This is a genomic window from Salinicola endophyticus (genome assembly GCF_003206575.1).
Taxonomy (GTDB): Bacteria; Pseudomonadota; Gammaproteobacteria; order Pseudomonadales; family Halomonadaceae; genus Salinicola; species Salinicola endophyticus.
In genome coordinates this window covers 252109-269532 of record NZ_PZJO01000006.1, presented here as the reverse complement: position 1 = coordinate 269532, position 17424 = coordinate 252109, and the positions used below count along the sequence as shown (strand labels likewise).

General features: G+C 66.1%; 16 protein-coding genes. 5 read left to right on the top strand and 11 right to left on the bottom strand.

Translation table 11 applies throughout. From position 1 onward, the window contains the following. The first annotated feature begins 7 nt into the window (after positions 1-7). The 4 genes from arsC (at position 8) to DOM66_RS14810 (ending at position 3706) form a co-directional block, all read left to right on the top strand. Complete coding sequence (arsC, locus tag DOM66_RS14825) at positions 8-445, top strand: arsenate reductase (glutaredoxin) (RefSeq protein ID WP_110678945.1); 438 nt, start codon at positions 8-10, stop codon at positions 443-445. A 5-nt stretch (positions 446-450) separates the two neighbouring features. Beyond that, positions 451-1173: an arsenical resistance protein ArsH gene (gene arsH / locus DOM66_RS14820; RefSeq protein WP_110690694.1), complete on the top strand. Its 723-nt coding sequence runs from the start codon at positions 451-453 to the stop codon at positions 1171-1173. A gap of 84 nt (positions 1174-1257) precedes the next feature. Then, positions 1258-2565, top strand: coding sequence for an arsenic transporter (locus DOM66_RS14815; RefSeq protein ID WP_110690693.1), 1308 nt, complete (start codon positions 1258-1260; stop codon positions 2563-2565). Between the two features lie 148 nt (positions 2566-2713). Further along, entirely contained in the window at positions 2714-3706 is a 993-nt protein-coding gene (locus DOM66_RS14810) for a DMT family transporter (RefSeq protein WP_110690692.1), read from the top strand. Here DOM66_RS14810 and DOM66_RS14805 read toward each other — a convergent pair. The 9 genes from DOM66_RS14805 to fabV form a co-directional block, all read right to left on the bottom strand. Next, positions 3664-4479: a class I SAM-dependent methyltransferase gene (locus DOM66_RS14805; RefSeq protein ID WP_110690691.1), complete on the bottom strand. Its 816-nt coding sequence runs from the start codon at positions 4477-4479 to the stop codon at positions 3664-3666. The genes DOM66_RS14810 and DOM66_RS14805 overlap by 43 nt on opposite strands. Then, the gene (locus tag DOM66_RS14800) at positions 4467-5264 is read right to left on the bottom strand and encodes an undecaprenyl-diphosphate phosphatase (RefSeq protein WP_110690690.1); all 798 of its coding nucleotides are present in this window, start codon (positions 5262-5264) and stop codon (positions 4467-4469) included. The genes DOM66_RS14805 and DOM66_RS14800 overlap by 13 nt, the downstream gene beginning before the upstream one ends. A gap of 149 nt (positions 5265-5413) precedes the next feature. Then, positions 5414-6103: a tRNA (adenosine(37)-N6)-threonylcarbamoyltransferase complex dimerization subunit type 1 TsaB gene (tsaB, locus tag DOM66_RS14795; protein WP_110690689.1), complete on the bottom strand. Its 690-nt coding sequence runs from the start codon at positions 6101-6103 to the stop codon at positions 5414-5416. Between the two features lie 96 nt (positions 6104-6199). After that, entirely contained in the window at positions 6200-6856 is a 657-nt protein-coding gene (gene adk / locus DOM66_RS14790; RefSeq protein WP_110690688.1) for an adenylate kinase, read from the bottom strand. Between the two features lie 317 nt (positions 6857-7173). Continuing rightward, positions 7174-9276 (bottom strand): pyruvate dehydrogenase complex dihydrolipoyllysine-residue acetyltransferase, encoded by a 2103-nt coding sequence (aceF, locus tag DOM66_RS14785; protein ID WP_110690687.1) that lies wholly within the window; start codon positions 9274-9276, stop codon positions 7174-7176. Positions 9277-9383: 107 nt separating this feature from the next. Beyond that, positions 9384-12074: a pyruvate dehydrogenase (acetyl-transferring), homodimeric type gene (gene aceE, locus DOM66_RS14780; protein ID WP_110678964.1), complete on the bottom strand. Its 2691-nt coding sequence runs from the start codon at positions 12072-12074 to the stop codon at positions 9384-9386. Positions 12075-12528: 454 nt separating this feature from the next. Continuing rightward, complete coding sequence (gene ampD, locus DOM66_RS14775) at positions 12529-13101, bottom strand: 1,6-anhydro-N-acetylmuramyl-L-alanine amidase AmpD (protein WP_223161997.1); 573 nt, start codon at positions 13099-13101, stop codon at positions 12529-12531. Beyond that, positions 13098-14099 carry a GlxA family transcriptional regulator gene (locus tag DOM66_RS14770; RefSeq protein ID WP_245392452.1) on the bottom strand — a complete coding sequence of 334 codons (1002 nt, stop codon included), beginning with the start codon at positions 14097-14099 and terminating at the stop codon, positions 13098-13100. The genes ampD and DOM66_RS14770 overlap by 4 nt, the downstream gene beginning before the upstream one ends. 65 nt (positions 14100-14164) lie before the next feature. After that, the gene (fabV, locus tag DOM66_RS14765) at positions 14165-15364 is read right to left on the bottom strand and encodes an enoyl-ACP reductase FabV (protein WP_110690686.1); all 1200 of its coding nucleotides are present in this window, start codon (positions 15362-15364) and stop codon (positions 14165-14167) included. A 428-nt stretch (positions 15365-15792) separates the two neighbouring features. Between fabV and DOM66_RS14760 the strand changes: the two genes are divergently transcribed. Beyond that, positions 15793-16197 carry a DUF7079 family protein gene (locus DOM66_RS14760; protein ID WP_110678968.1) on the top strand — a complete coding sequence of 135 codons (405 nt, stop codon included), beginning with the start codon at positions 15793-15795 and terminating at the stop codon, positions 16195-16197. 65 nt (positions 16198-16262) lie between these two features. On the opposite strand, the gene DOM66_RS14755 is transcribed toward DOM66_RS14760, so the two are convergent. Together DOM66_RS14755 and DOM66_RS14750 are read right to left on the bottom strand one after the other, a co-directional pair. Continuing rightward, positions 16263-16757: a glutathione peroxidase gene (locus DOM66_RS14755; protein WP_110690685.1), complete on the bottom strand. Its 495-nt coding sequence runs from the start codon at positions 16755-16757 to the stop codon at positions 16263-16265. A 97-nt stretch (positions 16758-16854) separates the two neighbouring features. After that, positions 16855-17361 carry an NUDIX hydrolase gene (locus DOM66_RS14750; protein ID WP_110690684.1) on the bottom strand — a complete coding sequence of 169 codons (507 nt, stop codon included), beginning with the start codon at positions 17359-17361 and terminating at the stop codon, positions 16855-16857. Positions 17362-17424 lie beyond the last annotated feature (63 nt).

The following is a 17424-nucleotide window of genomic DNA, read 5'->3' as shown; positions in this document are numbered from 1 at the left end:
AGACGCCATGAACCCCGTGATCTATCACAACCCGGACTGCGGTACCTCGCGCAACGCCCTGGCGATGATCGAAGCCTCGGGACAGACACCCCAGGTGATCCACTACCTCGAGACCCCGCCGGACCGCGCCCAACTGGTGGCGCTGCTGGCGGCCACGGGCTTGTCACCGCGGGAGCTGCTGCGGCGCAAGGGCACTCCCTATGACAGGCTCGGCCTGGACGACCCGAACCTGACAGACGACGCCCTGATCACGGCGATGCTCGCCCACCCGATTCTGATCAACCGGCCGATCGTGGTCACCGACAAGGGCGCTGCGCTGTGCCGCCCTTCAGAGGTGGTGCTGTCACTGCTGGATCACCCGATTGACACCTTCACCAAGGAAGATGGCGAGGTGGTGCACCCAACGCCGACACCGACGTCCAGCCATTCGCCCGCCGCCGAGTAATCGCCATGTCTGCGTCATTCGACACGCTGCCCCAGCTCGACCCCACCGCCTTCGCACCCATCGACGGCGAGGCCCTGGCGGGAGACGCGGGGCCCCACCATCCGCCGCGGATCCTGGTGCTCTACGGCTCTCTGCGCGAGCGCGCCTACTCGCGCCTGGTGGCCGAGGAGGCAGGCCGGCTGCTGCAAGCCTTCGGCTGCGAGGTGGCCACCTTCGACCCGCGCGACCTGCCACTGCCGGATGCCGAGGGCCCGGAGCATCCGCGGGTCGCGGCGCTGCGCGAGCTGGCCACCTGGGCCGAGGGTATGGTGTGGGTGAGCCCGGAGCGCCATGGCGCCATGACCGCGGTGATGAAGGCACAAATCGACTGGCTGCCGCTCTCGCTGGGCGGCATCCGCCCCACCCAGGGCAAGACACTGGCGGTGATGCAGGTCTGCGGTGGTAGTCAGAGCTTCAACGCGGTCAATCAGATGCGTATTCTTGGCCGCTGGATGCGCATGCTCACCATCCCCAACCAGTCATCGGTACCCAAGGCGTTCAACGAGTTCGATGACCATGGCCGCATGCGCCCCTCGCCCTACTACCAGCGCATCGTCGATGTCTGCGAGGAGCTGGTGAAGTTCACCTGGCTGACCCGCGGGCGCGCAGACTATCTGACCGACCGCTACTCGGAGCGCGTGGAGAGCGCGGCCCAGCTCTCCGCCCGGGTCAACCAGCGCGATCTCTGATCGCATTTCCTTATCGATGATCGGGCGCCCGCGCCGGGCGGTGTCTCTCACCGCGCCGCGGCGCCCCTTGTGGAGAGTCCTGGCATGCTGGCGCTGGCCATCTTCGTCGTCACCCTGATCCTGGTGATCTGGCAACCCCGCGGCCTGGGCATCGGCTGGAGCGCTGTCGGTGGTGCCGTGCTCGCACTGGCGACCGGCGTCGTCCAACTGGGCGATATCGGCACGGTCTGGGATATCGTCTGGGACGCCACCTTTACCTTCGTCGGTCTGATCGTCATCTCGCTGATCCTCGACGAGGCGGGTTTCTTCGCCTGGGCGGCGCTGCACGTGGCCCGCTGGGGCAATGGCCGCGGGCACTGGCTGTTTCCACTGGTTGTGATGCTCGGTGCGGTGATCTCGGCCTTCTTCGCCAACGACGGTGCAGCGCTTCTGCTGACCCCGATCGTGCTGGCGATTCTGCTGCGGCTCTCGTTCTCGCCCCAGGCGGCGCTGGCGTTCATCATCGCCACCGGCTTCGTCGCCGACTCCACCAGCCTGCCGCTGGTGATCTCCAACCTGGTCAATATCGTCAGCGCCAACTTCTTCGGCATTTCGTTCTCGCGCTATGCCTGGGTCATGGTGCCGGTCAATCTGGTCTCGCTGCTGGCGACCCTGGTGGTGCTGTGGCTCGCCTTCGGCCGCCAGGTGCCCAAGCGCTACGCGCTGGAGAAGCTGGACCCGCCACACACCGCGATCCGCGATCCGCTGGTGTTCCGCGCCGCCTTTCCGCTGCTGATCACCCTGCTGGTGGCCTACTTCGTCACCGCCGCCTGGCACGTCCCGGTGGCCTTCGTCACCGGTGCGGCGGCGCTCGCCCTGATCGCGATCGCCGGGCGCTGGTGGCGCCTGGGCCAGGGCGCGGTGGTATCGGTCGGCCACGCCCTGCGCCACGCGCCGTGGCAGATCGTGTGGTTCTCGGTGGGCATGTATCTGGTGGTCTACGGCCTCGGCCATGCCGGGCTCACGCCACTGGCCGCCAGCGTACTTGAGTGGCTGGGCCAGCATGGCCCGCTGGTGGCCACCGTCGGTACCGGCTTCTTCAGCGCCCTGCTCGCCTCGGTGATGAACAACCTGCCCTCTACCCTGGTCGGGGCGCTGGCGATCCATCAGGCCGACGTGCCGGCGGTGACCCGCGAACTGATGATCTACGCCAACGTGATCGGCAACGACCTGGGGCCCAAGTTCACCCCGATCGGCAGCCTGGCGACACTGTTGTGGCTCCATGTGCTGGCCAAGAAGGGCTACCGCATCGGCTGGGGTCGCTACATGAAGATCGGGCTGCTGATCACACCGCCGGTGCTGCTGGCCACGCTGATCGCGCTGGCTTTGTGGCTGCCGCTGATCTCCCCCTGAGCGAAGCGGCGCGCTGCCGTGATCACAGGCGTGCAGCGAACGCCGCTGCCGTAAATGGCCAGGCGGCGCCATCGAACAGGCATAGAGTGGTGAACGTCGGCGCGCCTCGACCCCAGGCGCGCCCCTGAAAGAGATGCCTGGAGGAGCCATGCCGCTGCCCGCCGTTTTTCGCCTGATTCTCCTCTCCTCGCTATGGGGTGCCAGCTTTCTGTTCATGCGTATCGCCACACCGGCCATCGGGGTCTTCCCCACCGCCTTCTTTCGCGTCTTTTTCGGCGCTCTCGGCCTGATAGCGGTACTGCTGGCGTGGCGCGTGCGCTGGCGCTTCGACGGCAAGTTCGTCACCACTCTGATAATCGGCATGATCAACTCCGGGCTACCGTTCGCGCTTTTCTGTATCGCCGCGCGCTTCATCCCGGCGGGCTACTCGGCGCTGCTCAACGCCTCGATGCCGCTGATGGGTGTACTCATCGGCGCCGCCTGCTTTTCCGAGCGGCTGACCCGCGAGCGCCTGGGCGGCGTGGTGGTGGGCATGATGGGGGTGGCGGTGCTGGTGGTCAGCGGGCCGGTGGCATTGAGCAGCGGACTGGTGATTGGTGCCCTTGCCTGCCTCGGGGCGGCGGCCTGCTACGGGGTCAGCGGCTTTCTGGTGGGGCGCTGGATCGCTCAGCGCGGCGGGCTCGATTCGCGACTGATCGCGCTCGGCTCCCAGCTCGGCGCGACCCTGCTGCTGGCCCCACTGATGCTCACCGAAGTGGCCCTACACCCCACGAAGGGGCACTGGCAGGATGCCCATGTCTGGCTGGCGCTACTGGTCCTGGGTCTGGCCTGCACCTCGCTGGCCTATCTGCTCTACTTTCGTCTGATAGAGGAACTCGGCCCAGTCAAGCCGTTGACGGTGACCCTGCTGGTGCCGCTGTTCGGCGTGCTCTGGGGCGCGCTGTTCCTCGACGAGCAGGTGACCTGGGCCCACGCCGCCGGCGGCGCGCTGATCGCACTGGCACTGTGGCTGATTCTCTTCAAGCGCTCAGATGGCCCGGTAGAGAATTCAGGTCAACAGGCAGTTGCCAAGCCAGCCCAGACGGCCGCGGCAGCATCTCAGGTCGAGGCGACATCCGCGCGCAGCGACCGGTGTACGTAGAGGTCGTAGCGGCTGGTCTTGCCCTCGATCACGTGCTGGGGCGCGGGGCCGGCAATGGGCGGCGCCTTGCGCGGACGCTTGACCACCACCCGGTGGGTGGCAAGATCCAGCGCCGCTGCCAGCAGCTGCGGGGCATCGTCATCGGCGCCGGCCAGCTCGCGAAACAGCCGCATCTCCTTTTTGACCAGCGCGGATTTCTCGCGGTGGGGAAACATCGGGTCGAGATGGATCACCTGCGGTGCATGCGGCCAGTCGGCGATGGCATCGGCCAGCGCCTTGGTGCCGTCGGCATGACGCAGCGACAGCCGCGCGGCGATCTCGCCCAGCGCCTCGGCAGCGGCCAGCCGCGCGAGGGCGTCATCGAGCAGCGCGTGGATCGCTGCCACACGCTCGACCATCAGCACCTCGGCACCCAGCGAGGCGAGCACGAAGGCGTCGCGCCCCAGCCCGGCGGTGGCGTCCACCACCTGTGGCACCACGCCCTTGCCGAAGCCGCACGCCTTGGCCACCAGTTGGCCGCGGCCGCCACCGAAGCGGCGCCGATGGTCGGCGGCACCGGTGACGAAATCGGCGCGCACGGGGTGGCCATAAAGCGCTGTATCGCCGGCGATCTCGAGCCCGGCCTCGCCCTGGCGCAGGGCCAGCCCACCGGCCGGCGGATCGGGCCGCCATCCCAGTCCATAACGCGCCGCCAGTTCACGTAGCGGCTCCCCCACCACGACCACTGCGGCGTCGTTCAGGCCGCTGTTCAGACCGCTGTTCAGGTCGCCCATACGAACAGCACCACACCGAGCAGCAGACGGTAGATCACGAAGGGCATCATGCCGATGCGGTCGAGCGCGGCCAGGAACAGCTTGATGCAGAGCCAGGCCGCAATGAAGGAGAAGCCCACGCCGAGGGCGATCTCGTGCCACTGGGTGGCGGTGCCTGTCTGCGCCAGCTCGACTCCCTTGAGGGTGCCAGCGGCCAGAATCAACGGAATCGAGAGCAGGAAGGAGAAGCGCGCCGCCGCCTGCCGGGTGAAGCCGAGCATGAGTGCGGCGGTCATGGTGATGCCCGAGCGCGAGGTGCCGGGGATCAGCGCCACCGCCTGAGCCAGGCCGATCAGCAGCGCACGCTTGAGGGTCATCGCCCCCAGCGGCTCGACCCGACTACCGCGGGCATCGGCGATGCCCAGCAGTACCCCGAAGACGACCGTGGTGGTGGCGATCACCAGCACCGAGCGCCCGGCGGACTCGACCCAGTCGTCTACCAGCAGACCGAACACCACCGCCGGCAAGGTGGCGATGATGATCGCCCAGCCCAACCGACTCTCGGGGCTCGGCCCGCGGGCGCCGAACTGCCCGAACCAGGCACCCAGAATCTTGATCACCTCGTGGCGGAAGGCCACCAGGACCGCGCCCAGCGAGCCGATATGTACGGCGACATCGAACGCCAGCCCCTGATCCGACCAGCCGAGCAGCTGCGACGGCAGGATCAAATGCGCGGAGGAAGAGATAGGGAGGAATTCTGTCAGGCCCTGGATCAGTGCCAGCGCCGCGAGATGCAACACATCCATGATGAAGCGTTTCCTTGCAGAGGGGGCCAACCGCCCCGGGTAAGGCGTCGAGAGATCACCGCCGCCGCCGCGCGCCACCTTGCCCTGCCAGACTCAGCCCGTCCTGGGCTGGTCACCACGCGTCGACGCAGGCAGTCGTCGCCCTCGGTCTACGCCTTACGCCATGCCACCTCATTGCGCAGATAGACCGGCGTCACCTCATGCGGCGGTGCGCCGCGCTCGCCACGCGCCCAGGCGGCGGCGGCAAGACGCGCGATCTCCTCGGCCGCAGGCAGTTCGTCGGGCAGGGTCTGGGGCAATACGGCCTGTATCTCGACCGGCATGCGCGCCAGCAGTTGCCAGCCACTGCCAATGCCCAACCATTCACGGTCACCGCTCTCCGCCGGCAGTCGCAGCCGCTCCGGGGCGATCACCCGTTCGTCGAGACAGGACGTCAGCTCGCCATCGACACAACGATAGGCGCCGACATAGATCTCGTCCATGCGCGCATCCAGCGCCGCGATCACGTGGCGGGCGTGCCACTTGCGGTGTGCCGCCAGCGCCAGCGCTTCGAGGGTGGAGACCCCCATCAGCGGCAGCTCGGCGCCATAGGCGAGCCCCTGGGCGATACCCGCAGCGATCCGCAGTCCGGTGAACGAACCGGGGCCGTGACCATAGGCGATGGCATCCAACGCCGCGAGATCGAGATCGGCCTCAGCGAGGAGCTCGTCGATCATCGGCAGCAGCCGGCGGGTATGTTCGCGCGGGGCGATTTCAAAACGATGAATCAGATCGTCGTCCCGCCAGAGCGCGCAGGAGCAGGCGGTCGAGGAGGCATCTAGGGCCAGCAGCGTCGACATCGGTTTCCCGGGGTGACTACAAAAGGAGGGGCGAGTATAGCGTGTGAACAGCGTGGCGACGACCGCCCCGCCGGCTGGCGAGGCGGTCGCGCGCGATCAGCCCTCGAGGGCGGCGATCACGCGAGCGCGGATGTCATCGACACTGCCGACACCGGCGATGCGATGGTAGGCCGGAGCGGCCTCGGGGGCTTCGGCGGCCCACTCCTGGTAGTAGCCGATCAGCGGCGCGGTCTGATCGTGATAGACCGAGAGGCGATGACGCACGGTCTTCTCGCTGTCGTCGTCACGCTGGATCAGCGGCTCGCCGGTGACGTCGTCCTTGCCCGGCTCGCGCGGCGGCTTGTACTCGAGGTGGTAGACGCGCCCGGAGTCCGGGTGGACGCGACGCCCCGCCAGACGCTTGACGATCTCTTCGTCGTCGACCGCAATCTCGACCACGTGGTCCAGCTTGATACCGGCATCCTTCATGGCGTCGGCCTGCGGCAGGGTGCGCGGGAAGCCGTCGAACAGGAAGCCATTGACGCAATCCGGCTGCGCGATACGCTCCTTGACCAGCGCGATGATCAGGTCATCAGACACCAGCGAGCCGCTGTTCATGGTCTCCTTGACCTTGATCCCCAGTTCGCTGCCTTCCTTGACGGCGGCACGCAGCATGTCGCCAGTAGAGATCTGCGGGATATGGAAGTGCTCGCAGATGAACTGAGCTTGGGTGCCCTTGCCAGCGCCAGGGGCGCCCAAGAGGATCAAACGCATCGATACAGCTCCTTCGTGAATGGCATCGTTCTTATGTGACCTCACGGCCGCCAGAGGCGACGCCGGTGACATCGTCAGTGGCACATGACGATACCTTTCGCAACTCAGGCGCACAAGGCTCGGTTAGGCGCAGAGCGGGCCCGAGGCGGGAAATCCCGGGGATAGGGGCAAGAGGATGCCGATGACCATCCCCAAAAGGTCGATGGCCACTCATGAAAAACGCCGACGGCTTCCCATAAAAACGCCGATAGCCTTCCATAAAAAACGCCGATGGCTCCCGCAGGAGCCATCGGCGCTGGTACTGACGAACCGCGCGGTTAGACCAGCATACGGCGGATGTCGGTGAGTACCTGGGCCAGATAGGCGGTGAAACGCGCCGCATCGGCCCCATTGACCGCCCGGTGGTCATAGGAGAGCGACAGCGGGCACATCAGACGCGGCTTGAACTCCGAGCCGTTCCAGACCGGTTTCATCTGCGACTTGGAGACCCCCAGAATCGCCACTTCCGGCGTGTTGACGATCGGCGTGAAGGCAGTACCACCGATCGAGCCCAGGCTGGAGATGGTGAAGCAGCCACCCTGCATCTCGTCGCGCTTGAGCTTGCCCTCCTGGGCACGACCGGCGAGGTCGATCACCTCCTTGGCCAGCTCGATGATGCCCTTCTGATCCACGTTGCGGATCACCGGCACCATCAGGCCGTTGGGGGTGTCCACCGCCACGCCGATGTGGAAGTACTTCTTCTGGATGAGCTTGTCGCCATCCGGATGCAGCGAGACGTTGAACTGCGGGAACTTCTCCAGCGCCTTGGCCGCGGCCTTGATCATGAACGGCAGCGGCGTGAGCTTGGCGCCCTGCTGCTGCGCTTCGTCCTTCATCGCCTTGCGGAAGGCTTCCAGCTCGGTGATGTCCGCCTCGTCGAACTGGGTGACGTGGGGCACGTTGAGCCAGCTGCGATGCAGATTGGTCGCACCGGCCTTCATCAGGCGCCCCATCGGCTTCTCTTCGATCTCGCCGAACTGGCTGAAGTCGATCGCCGGTACCGGCGGGATGCCCGCGCCACCGCTGGCCGCCGGCGCTGCCGCCTGGCCACCGCCTTGCTTGCGTGCCTGCATCACCTGCTTGACGAAGCCATCGACGTCATCCTTGAGGACACGCCCCTTGGGACCGGAGCCCTTGACTTCGCTCAGCTCGACGCCCAGCTCGCGGGCCATCTTGCGCACCGCAGGGCCGGCGTGCACGTGGGCACCGGCGCTCTTGTCATCGCCGTGCTTGTGACGCGCTTCCGGGCTCGGCTCGCCGCGCTGCTGCTTCTGCGCGCGCGAGTCGGTCGCGGCCTTGGCATCACCTTTCTTGGCCTCGTCCTTCTTGGCCGCGCCCTGCTTTGCCCCATCCTTCTGAGCATCGCGCTTGGGCGACTTCTTCTTGCCGCCCGACTGGCCGGCGACTTCGACGTAGCCGATCAGATCGCCCTCGGAGACGCTGTCGCCCTCCTTGACCGCCAGTTCGACCACCTTGCCCTTGACCGGGCTGGGCACGTCCATGGAGGCCTTGTCGGACTCCAGCGTGATCAGGGTGTCTTCCTTGTCGATCTCGTCGCCTTCGCTGATCGCGACTTCGATGATCTCGACGCCTTCGCTGCCGCCGATATCCGGCACGCGAATCTCCTGACGACCGCCGGTGCTGTCGTCGGCGTCTTCGTCGTCACCCTCTTCGTCGGCGCTGTCTTCTTCGGCATCGGCGCTGTCGTCGGCGCTCGGGGCGTCGGCATCGTCCGCCGCCGAGGCGTCGTCTTCCGCGTCGTCGCCTTCACCGGCGATCTCCATGGTGCCGATCAGGTCACCCTCGGAGACGCTGTCGCCCTCCTTGATGGAGAGCGAGACGATCTTGCCGCTGTAGGGGCTGGGCACGTCCATGGAGGCCTTGTCGGACTCCAGGGTGATCAGCGTATCTTCGGCGCTGATCTCGTCACCCTCGCCCACCGCGACTTCGATGATCTCGACGCCGTCGCTGCCGCCGATATCCGGCACCTTGACCTCGACGGTGCGCTTGCCACCACCGCCGGACGTCTTCTTCGGTGCCGCTTCGCTGGCAGCCTGCTCGGACTCATCGTCCTGGCTCTCGGCCTGGGCATCGCTCTCTTCGGCATCGCCCTCGTCCTGCGAGGCGTCGGCGTCACCCTCACCTTCCGCTTCGAGCTCGAGAATGTCGTCGCCTTCGGAGACGGTGTCGCCCTCCTTCACCAGCACCTTGACGACCTTGCCGGCCTTGGGTGCCGGCACGTCCATCGAGGCCTTGTCGGACTCCAGCACGATCATGGTGTCTTCGGCAGCGATGACGTCGCCCGCCTGCACCGAGATCTCGATGATTTCGACACCGTCGCTACCGCCGATGTCGGGAACTTTGATGATTTCGCTACTCAAGGTCGCGCTCCTCTGATCATCCGCCAGCGCGTCACACGGACGCGCCGGCTCAACTGGCCGCGGTCACCGCCCCCGGGGGGCGGTAACCCTGCGATGGAAACTGCCGATCAAGACACCAGCGGGCTGGGCTTGGCCGGATCGAGGCCATATTTCTTCATCGCGTCGTTGACGACCTTGCCGTCGATCTCACCGCGTTTGGCCAGGGCGCGCAGCGCCTGAACGGTGACGTAGTAGCGGTCGACCTCGAAGAAGTGACGCAGCTGCTCACGCGTATCGGAGCGGCCGAAGCCATCGGTACCCAGAACATGGAAGTCACCCGGCACCCAGGCACGGATCTGGTCGGCGTAGAGCTTCATGTAGTCGGTTGCGGCGATCACCGGCCCTTCGGTGCCTTCGAGCTGCTGCGACACCCACGGCTTCTCGCGCTTCTCGTCGAAGTCGAGGAACTGCTGACGATCGTACTCCAGCGCTTCGCGACGCAGCTCGTTGAAGCTGGTCACGCTCCAGACATCGGCGACCACGCCATGCTCTTCGGCGAGCATCTCGGCGGCGGCTTCGACTTCGCGCAGGATGGTACCGCTGCCCAGCAGCTGGACCCGCGGCTGCTTCTTCTTGGCGGCGGCCTTGCCTTCGTGCAGGCGGTACATACCGCGCACGATGCCCTCTTCGCTGCCTTCCACCATCTCCGGATGCGCGTAGTTCTCGTTCATCACGGTCAGGTAGTAGAAGCAGTTCTCCTTGTCCTGGAACATGCGCTTGAGGCCATCCTGGACGATCACCGCCACTTCGTGGCCGTAGCAGGGGTCGTAGGCGCGGCAGGTGGGCACCGTGGACATCAGGATGTGGCTGTGGCCGTCCTGGTGCTGCAGACCTTCACCGTTGATGGTGGTACGCCCGGCGGTACCGCCGACCATGAAGCCGCGCGCCTGCAGGTCGCCGGCGGCCCAGACGAGGTCACCGATACGCTGGTAGCCGAACATCGAGTAGTAGATGTAGAACGGAATCAGCGGCAGGTGATGGTTGGCGTAGGCGGTCGCCGCAGCGATCCACGCCGACATCGAACCGGCTTCGGTGATGCCCTCCTCGAGGATCTGGCCCTTCTTGTCCTCGCGGTAGTACATGATCTGGCCAGCATCCATCGGCTCGTACTTCTGGCCTTCGGCGGCGTAGATGCCGAGCTGGCGGAACATGCCTTCCATGCCGAACGTACGCGCTTCATCAGGGATGATCGGCACCACACGCGAACCCAGCGGCTTGTGCTTGACCAGGCCGTTGAGCACACGCACGAAGGACATGGTGGTGGAGACTTCACGGTCGCCGGAGCCCTTGAGCTGGGTGGCGAACATCTTGTCGTCGAGCCCCGGAATCTCCAGCGCTTCGAAGTCCGACTTGCGCGCCGGCAGGAAGCCACCGAGCTTCTCGCGCTGGAGATGCAGGTACTTCATCTCCGGGCTGTCGTCGGCGGGCTTGTAGTAGGGGATGTCGCCGCTCTCGATCTGCTTGTCGGAGATCGGGATGCCGAAGCGGTCACGGAAAGCCTTGAGCGCGTCGACGTCCATCGACTTGATCTGGTGCGCTTCCATGTCGGCCTCGCCGTGGCCGCCGCCCATGCCGTAACCCTTGACGGTGTGCGCCAGGATCACGGTGGGACGCCCGTTGGCGTTGTTGACCGCCTCGTGATAGGCCGCATAGACCTTCTGCGGGTCGTGGCCACCACGGTTGAGACGGAAGACTTCCTCGTCGGAGTAGTCCTTGACCATCTCGGCAGTCTCGTCGTACTTGCCGAAGAAGTTGTCGCGGGTGTACTTGCCACCCTGGGCCTTGTAGTTCTGGTACTCGCCGTCGACCGCCTCGTCCATGCGCTTCTGCAGCATGCCCTTGGTGTCTTTCTCGAACAGCGGGTCCCACAGACCACCCCAGACCACCTTGATGACGTTCCAGCCGGCACCGCGGAACACGCCTTCGAGCTCGTCGATCACGCGCGAGTTGCCGCGGACCGGGCCATCGAGACGCTGCAGGTTGCAGTTGATGACGAAGATCAGGTTGTCGAGCTTCTCGCGGCTGGCCAGATGCAGCGCGCCGAGGGATTCCGGCTCGTCGCACTCGCCGTCGCCGAGGAAGGCCCAGACCTTGCGATCCTGCATGTTCTCGAGCTCACGCGAATTGAGATACTTCATCACGTGGGCCTGATAGATCGCCTGGATCGGACCCAGCCCCATGGAAACGGTGGGGAACTGCCAGTAGTCCGGCATCAGGTAGGGGTGCGGATAGGACGGCAGACCTTCGCCGTCGACTTCCTGGCGGAAGCTGTCCATCTGCGTCTCGTCGAGACGACCTTCCAGGAAGGAGCGCGCGTAGATACCCGGCGTCACGTGGCCCTGGATGTAGAGCAGATCGCCCTTGTGGTCGCCGTTGTCGGCGCGGAAGAAGTGATTGAAGCCGACCTCGTAGAGGGTCGCACTGGACTGATAACTGGCGATGTGGCCGCCCAGCCCCTTGTGCTTCTTGTTGGCCCGCAGCACCTGCACCATGGCGTTCCAGCGGATCGCCGAGCGGATCTTGCGCTCGATGAACATGTCGCCGGGGATCTTGGCCTCACGATGCACCGGAATGGTATTGCGGTGCGGCGTGGTGCCGGAGAACGGCGGTGAAGAGCCGTCACGACGCAGGCGGTCAGCCAGCCGACTCAGGATGTACCGAGCGCGCTCCTCGCCCTCATGCTCGACGACCGAGGCCAGGGAGTCCAGCCATTCCGTGGTTTCGACCGGATCGAGATCTTCTCGTGTCTCCAGACTCATAGACAACTCTCCGAATGGGAAAAGGTTTGCCATTCGCCCGGCCGTGGCGGGTAGCCGCAGCGGGGCTTGGGAATATGCGCTCTTCGGTGCAGGTGCAGCTCTTTTGGGGCCGCTTTCCGAGATTGTTCGGCTGTAACTGAATTACAGCGGGCGTGCGTGACGCGGAAAATCCGGCGAAGAAGATACCGCAAACGGGCACCGCTGCCAATTCACCGCCACCGTTTTTGGCCTCAAACGCTTGTATAAATCCTTTCTTTACAAGCACTTGTATTTTGGGTCGGTGCAGCGATCGGCACGCCGCCAGGCCGAAATAAAATTACCTTAGGGCAAACCAGCGCCGAATTGACCGCCTGCCGGAACGCGATTCCACACGCCACCCGCCGACGCTGCCGCCCTCATCAACATAGCAGCCGGTCGGGGTTTGTCAGGCCAGGGGGTGTCAGGCTAGCGGCCGTCAGGCAGTGGCTCGACCCAGGCAGCGGCGCAGATAGGCCCAGTCGAAGGCCGGCCCGGGGTCGCTCTTGCGCAGTGGCGCGATGTGCGCGTGGCCCACCAGCCGTGTTGGCGTGATCGCGGGATAGTGCTGCATCAAGGTCGCCAGCACTGCGACCAGGGCGTGATACTGCGCCGCCCGATAGGGGCGCTCGTCGGTGCCCTCCAGCTCGATGCCGATGGCGAAGTCGTTGAGCCCCTCGCGCAGGCGGCCAGAGTCGTCGCGCCAGCGCGAACGCCCGGCGTGCCAGGCGCGGGCATCGAAGGGCACGAACTGCACCAGCTCGCCGTCGCGGCGGATCAGCAGATGCGCCGAGACCCGCAGCGCAGCGATGGTGGCAAAATACGGGTGCGCCGTAGGTGGCAGCGTATTGGTGAACAGCTGTTCGATCGCCGGCCCGCCGAACTCGCCCGGCGGCAGGCTGATGCCGTGCACCACCACCGCCGAGACCTCCCCCGCGGGGCGAGCGTTGGCGTTGGGCGACGGTACCCGCCGCGCCTGGGTCAGCCAGTGCTGCTCGAGCGTCAGCGTCATGAATCGCCCTCCGGATCGCGAGCCACCTGCACCAGGCGCTCGTCGCGCGGGCTGATGCCGAAGTGGTGGCGATAGCTGGTGGAAAAGTGCGCCCCCGAGGAGAAGCCGTGGGCCAGGGCGATATCGCCCACCGCCTGATCGCTCTCGCGCAGCAGCCGGCGCGCGCGCTGCAGGCGCAGATTGAGGTAGTAGCGACTGGGCACCGCCTGCAGATGCTTCTTGAACAGCCGCTCCAGCTGCCGCCGGGAGATGCCCAGGTGCGCCGACAGCTCGTGGGTGGTGAGCGGCTCCTCGATATTCGCCTCCATCAGCGCCACCGCCTCGAGCAGACTCTCCGGGGCGTTGCCCAGCCGCGAGCGCAGCGGCAGCTGCTGGGGTTCGTCGGCCATGCGAATACGCTCGCACACGAAGTGCTCGGAGATGCGCTGGGCCAGCCCTGCCCCCTGCTGCTGCCCGATCAGGGTCATCAGCATATCCATCGCCGCGGTGCCGCCGCCGCAGGTGAGGCGGTCACGGTCGATCTCGAACAGCTGATGCGAGACATGGATCGCGGGAAAGGCACGGCTGAAGGTATCGGCGCTGGCGTAGGGGATCGAAGCGCGATAACCGTCGAGCACCCCGGCGCGTGCCAGCCAGTGAGTGCCGCCAGCAATACCACCGAGCACTACCCCACGCTGGGCCAGCCGCTTGAGCCAGGCGATCAGGGTGTCGTTGACTTCCCGCGACGAGTCGGCGGGCAGCGGCGGCGCGCACACGAACAACAGATCGAGATGGCGCGCATCGCTGCCCGCCACGCTCTGGGGCGTGAGCGCAAGCTCGGCCACGCTGGCCACCGGACGGCCATCGATGCCGAAGGTCGTAACCCCGTAGAGACGTCGCTCGGCCAGGCCGTTGGCGACGATCAATGGCTCGATGGCACAGGCCTGGGCCAGCAGTGAAAAGCCCGGCAGAAGAACGAATCCCACCTGCAGCGGGGCATCGTGGGCAGGCCTGGTCACGCTGTCGCTACTCTCGGCATCACGCCCGCGAGCCCCCGCCGCCCTGCCCGCTCAACGCACACGGATCACATCTGGACGACATCGAACTCGACCATCGGATCGACCTCGGCATCGTAATCCACGTCGTCGCGCTCGAAGCCGAACAGCTTGAGGAACTCGTGCTTGTAGCCGGCGTAGTCGGTGAGCTCGAACAGATTGTCGCTGGTCACCTGCGGCCACAGCGCCTTGCACGCATCCTGGATATCGTCGCGCAGCTCCCAGTCGTCCAGACGCAGACGCCCGGCTTCATCGAGCGCTGGCTCGCCGTCGGCATAGAGGCGCTCGCCGAACAGCCGATTGAGCTGTTCGATGGTGCCCTCGTGGACGCCCTGCGCCTTCATCACCTTGTAGACCATGGAGATGTAGAGCGGCATCACCGGGATCGCGGCGCTGGCCTGGGTCACCACCGACTTGAGCACAGCCACGTTGGCGCTGCCGCCCTGCTGACCGAGGCGCGCATCGATCTCGCCAGCGGCGCGATCGAGATCCTCCTTGGCCTTGCCCAGGGCACCGTGCCAGTAGATCGGCCAGGTGATATCGGTGCCGATATAGCTGAACGCCACCGACTTGGCCCCCGGGGCGAGCACACCGGCCTTGTCCAGAGCGTCGATCCACAGCTCCCAGTCCTGGCCGCCCATGACATCGATGGTATCGGCGACCTCCTGCTCGGTGGCCGGCTCCACCGACGCCTCGATGATGGCGTCCTTGTTGGTGTCGATGGCGGTCGCGGTATAGGTCTCGCCGATCGGCTTGAGGCTGGAGCGCTTGAGCTCGCCGCTGTCCGGCATCTTGCGCACCGGCGAGGCGAGCGAGTAGATCACCAGATCGATCTGACCCATGTCTTCACGGATCAGCTCGATCGCTTTCTCGCGAACTTCGTGGGAGAAGGCGTCGCCATTGATCGCCTTGCTGTAGAGCCCTTCGGCCTTGGCGAACTTGTCGAAGGCGGCGGCGTTGTACCAGCCGGCGGTGCCCGGCTTCTTCTCGCTACCGGGCTTTTCGAAGAACACACCCAGGGTGTCGGCACCGTAGCCGAAGGCGGCGGTGATACGGGCCGCCAGGCCGTAACCGCTGGAGGCACCGATGACCAGCACGTTGCGTGGCCCGCCCTCGACGCCGTCGAGATGGGCGCGGGTCGCCTCGATCTGTTCGAGCACGTTGCGCTCGCAGCCGAGCGGGTGGGTCGTGGTGCAGATGAAACCGCGGACCTTGGGCTTGATGATCACGTCTAACCTCGTCTTTCCGTACCGAATCGGGACGCTCCGGGAGACGCCTCCCACAGCGATGTTGAGCGCATTCTAACAGGGTGACGAAAACTTGTGCGCAGACCACGCAGGCTTGGGGAGCGCTGAATGAATCGCCGAACGAGATGAAGGGCAAGGCGCACGTAACGCTGACTCGGAGCAACGCGTAGAGAACGCCCGTAGGGCGGCCCATCAGGGCAAGTTGCCGAAGGCAACGCGTCATGCGAGACAGAACATGGAGTTAGGCGAGCCTTCGACCGGGCTGGCGCACCAGTACCGCGCAACCTGGTCATGCGCTGGGGACGCCGAGTCCGTGCAGGCATTTATGCGCGGGTTCCCTTGTGTCGGCGTGCGCACTGTCCGAAGATGGCGCGCCATGTCCCCCGAGCCCCTGCGGCCAGAGAGTCAGCATGAGCGACGAACAGGAAATCGAAGCGCTGATCGCCCGCCGCGGCGCGCTGTGGCTGGCGCTATCGGCGCTGTGGCTGGAGCGCGAACCGCGCGAGGCGGACTTTGCGCGCATGGTGCGAGAGATCGACGCCAGCGGATTGACGCTGAAGGAGCTGGAGTGGGTCTACCGGCTGGAGATGTCGCCGGTGATGGTGCGCTACCAGGTCTCGATGGCCGGCGAGTGGCGCGCCTTCGACGAGAACCTGCTGCTGCTGCGCCTGGTCCGCCACAACCGCCGCCTGGGCGGCGTGCGCAAGGCCGTCGCCACCCTCTTCTCCGGGCTCACCACCATGATGAGCCGCCCGCGCTTCGACGAACTGGTCTATCGGTTGATGGTGGCGCGGGGCGAACGCCCGCCGCTCTAGGCTCTGCACGAACACGGCCTGCGCTCACCGACTTTTCGCACGAACCCTGGCGTCTGACACGAGGCTCAGGCCGAGAACGGCGTATCCAGCGCCTTCTGGATATCGCGCCGCAGCGAGCGCGGCGAGGCCCGCGGGCCGAAGCGGCGAATGATCTGGCCATCGCGACCCACCAGAAACTTGGTGAAGTTCCACTTGATCGGCGTGCTGCCGAGAAACCCCGGCGCGTGCCGCCGGAGCTGCATGAACAACGGGTGGGCGTCGCGGCCGTTGACCTTGACCTTCTCCATCACCGGGAAGGTCACCGAGTAGCGCTGCTCACAGAAGGCACCGAAATGGCTGGCCGACTCCGGCGACTGGCGGCCGAACTGATTGCACGGAAAGGCGAGAATGATGAAGCCCTGATCGCGATATTCGCGGTAGAGCTTCTCCAGCCCCTCGAGCTGGGGCGTGAAACCGCACTGGCTGGCGACATTGACCACCAGTAGCACCTGGCCGCGCAGGGCGCGCAGATTGAAGGGTTCGCCGGCATGGTTGCGGCAGTCTTGCGTGTACAGCGACATGGCGGGCCGCTCATCCTGGACCGGGAACACCGTCGCCGCACAGCGCGACGGGTTCGTTGAGTATCGAGGCGACAAGGTTGCCACGCCGGGCAGCGCTTCACCAGCCATCCTGCCGCAATGCCAGTTCCAGCGCCACGCGGGTATCCGGCGTGGCGTGCTCGAGCGCCAGCGCCGCTGACGGCGCCAACCAGCGTACCGCTGCCACCTCCTCCGGCTGCAGGCGCAGCGGGCCGGCGTAGCGTACCCCGTAGAGACTGCCGTAGATGCGTAGGGCGCCGTCGACGAAACGAAACTCGCCCAGCGCGACCAGCGGTACCCGCCGAATGCCCAGCTCCTCCTCCAGCTCGCGCCGCGCCGCCGGCAGCGCCGCCTCCCCCGCCCCGACCACGCCGCCGGCGGCAAGGTCGTACCAGCCCGGGTGCGTTTCCTTGATCAGCGTACGCGTCTGCACGCAAAGCTCGCCGGCCGGATTGCGCACCACGATGTAGGTGGCGCGATGCCAGCACGCCAGGCGCCGCAAGGTCACCCGAGAGGTGCTGCCACAGGGGCGGTTGCGGGCATCGACGAGCTGCACCTGCTCGTCGGCAATCACAGTGTCGCTCATGGGATGCTCATGCTCTATCGGCTAGAAGGTGGCGCCAGCTTAGCACCCTGTACTGGCGCCATC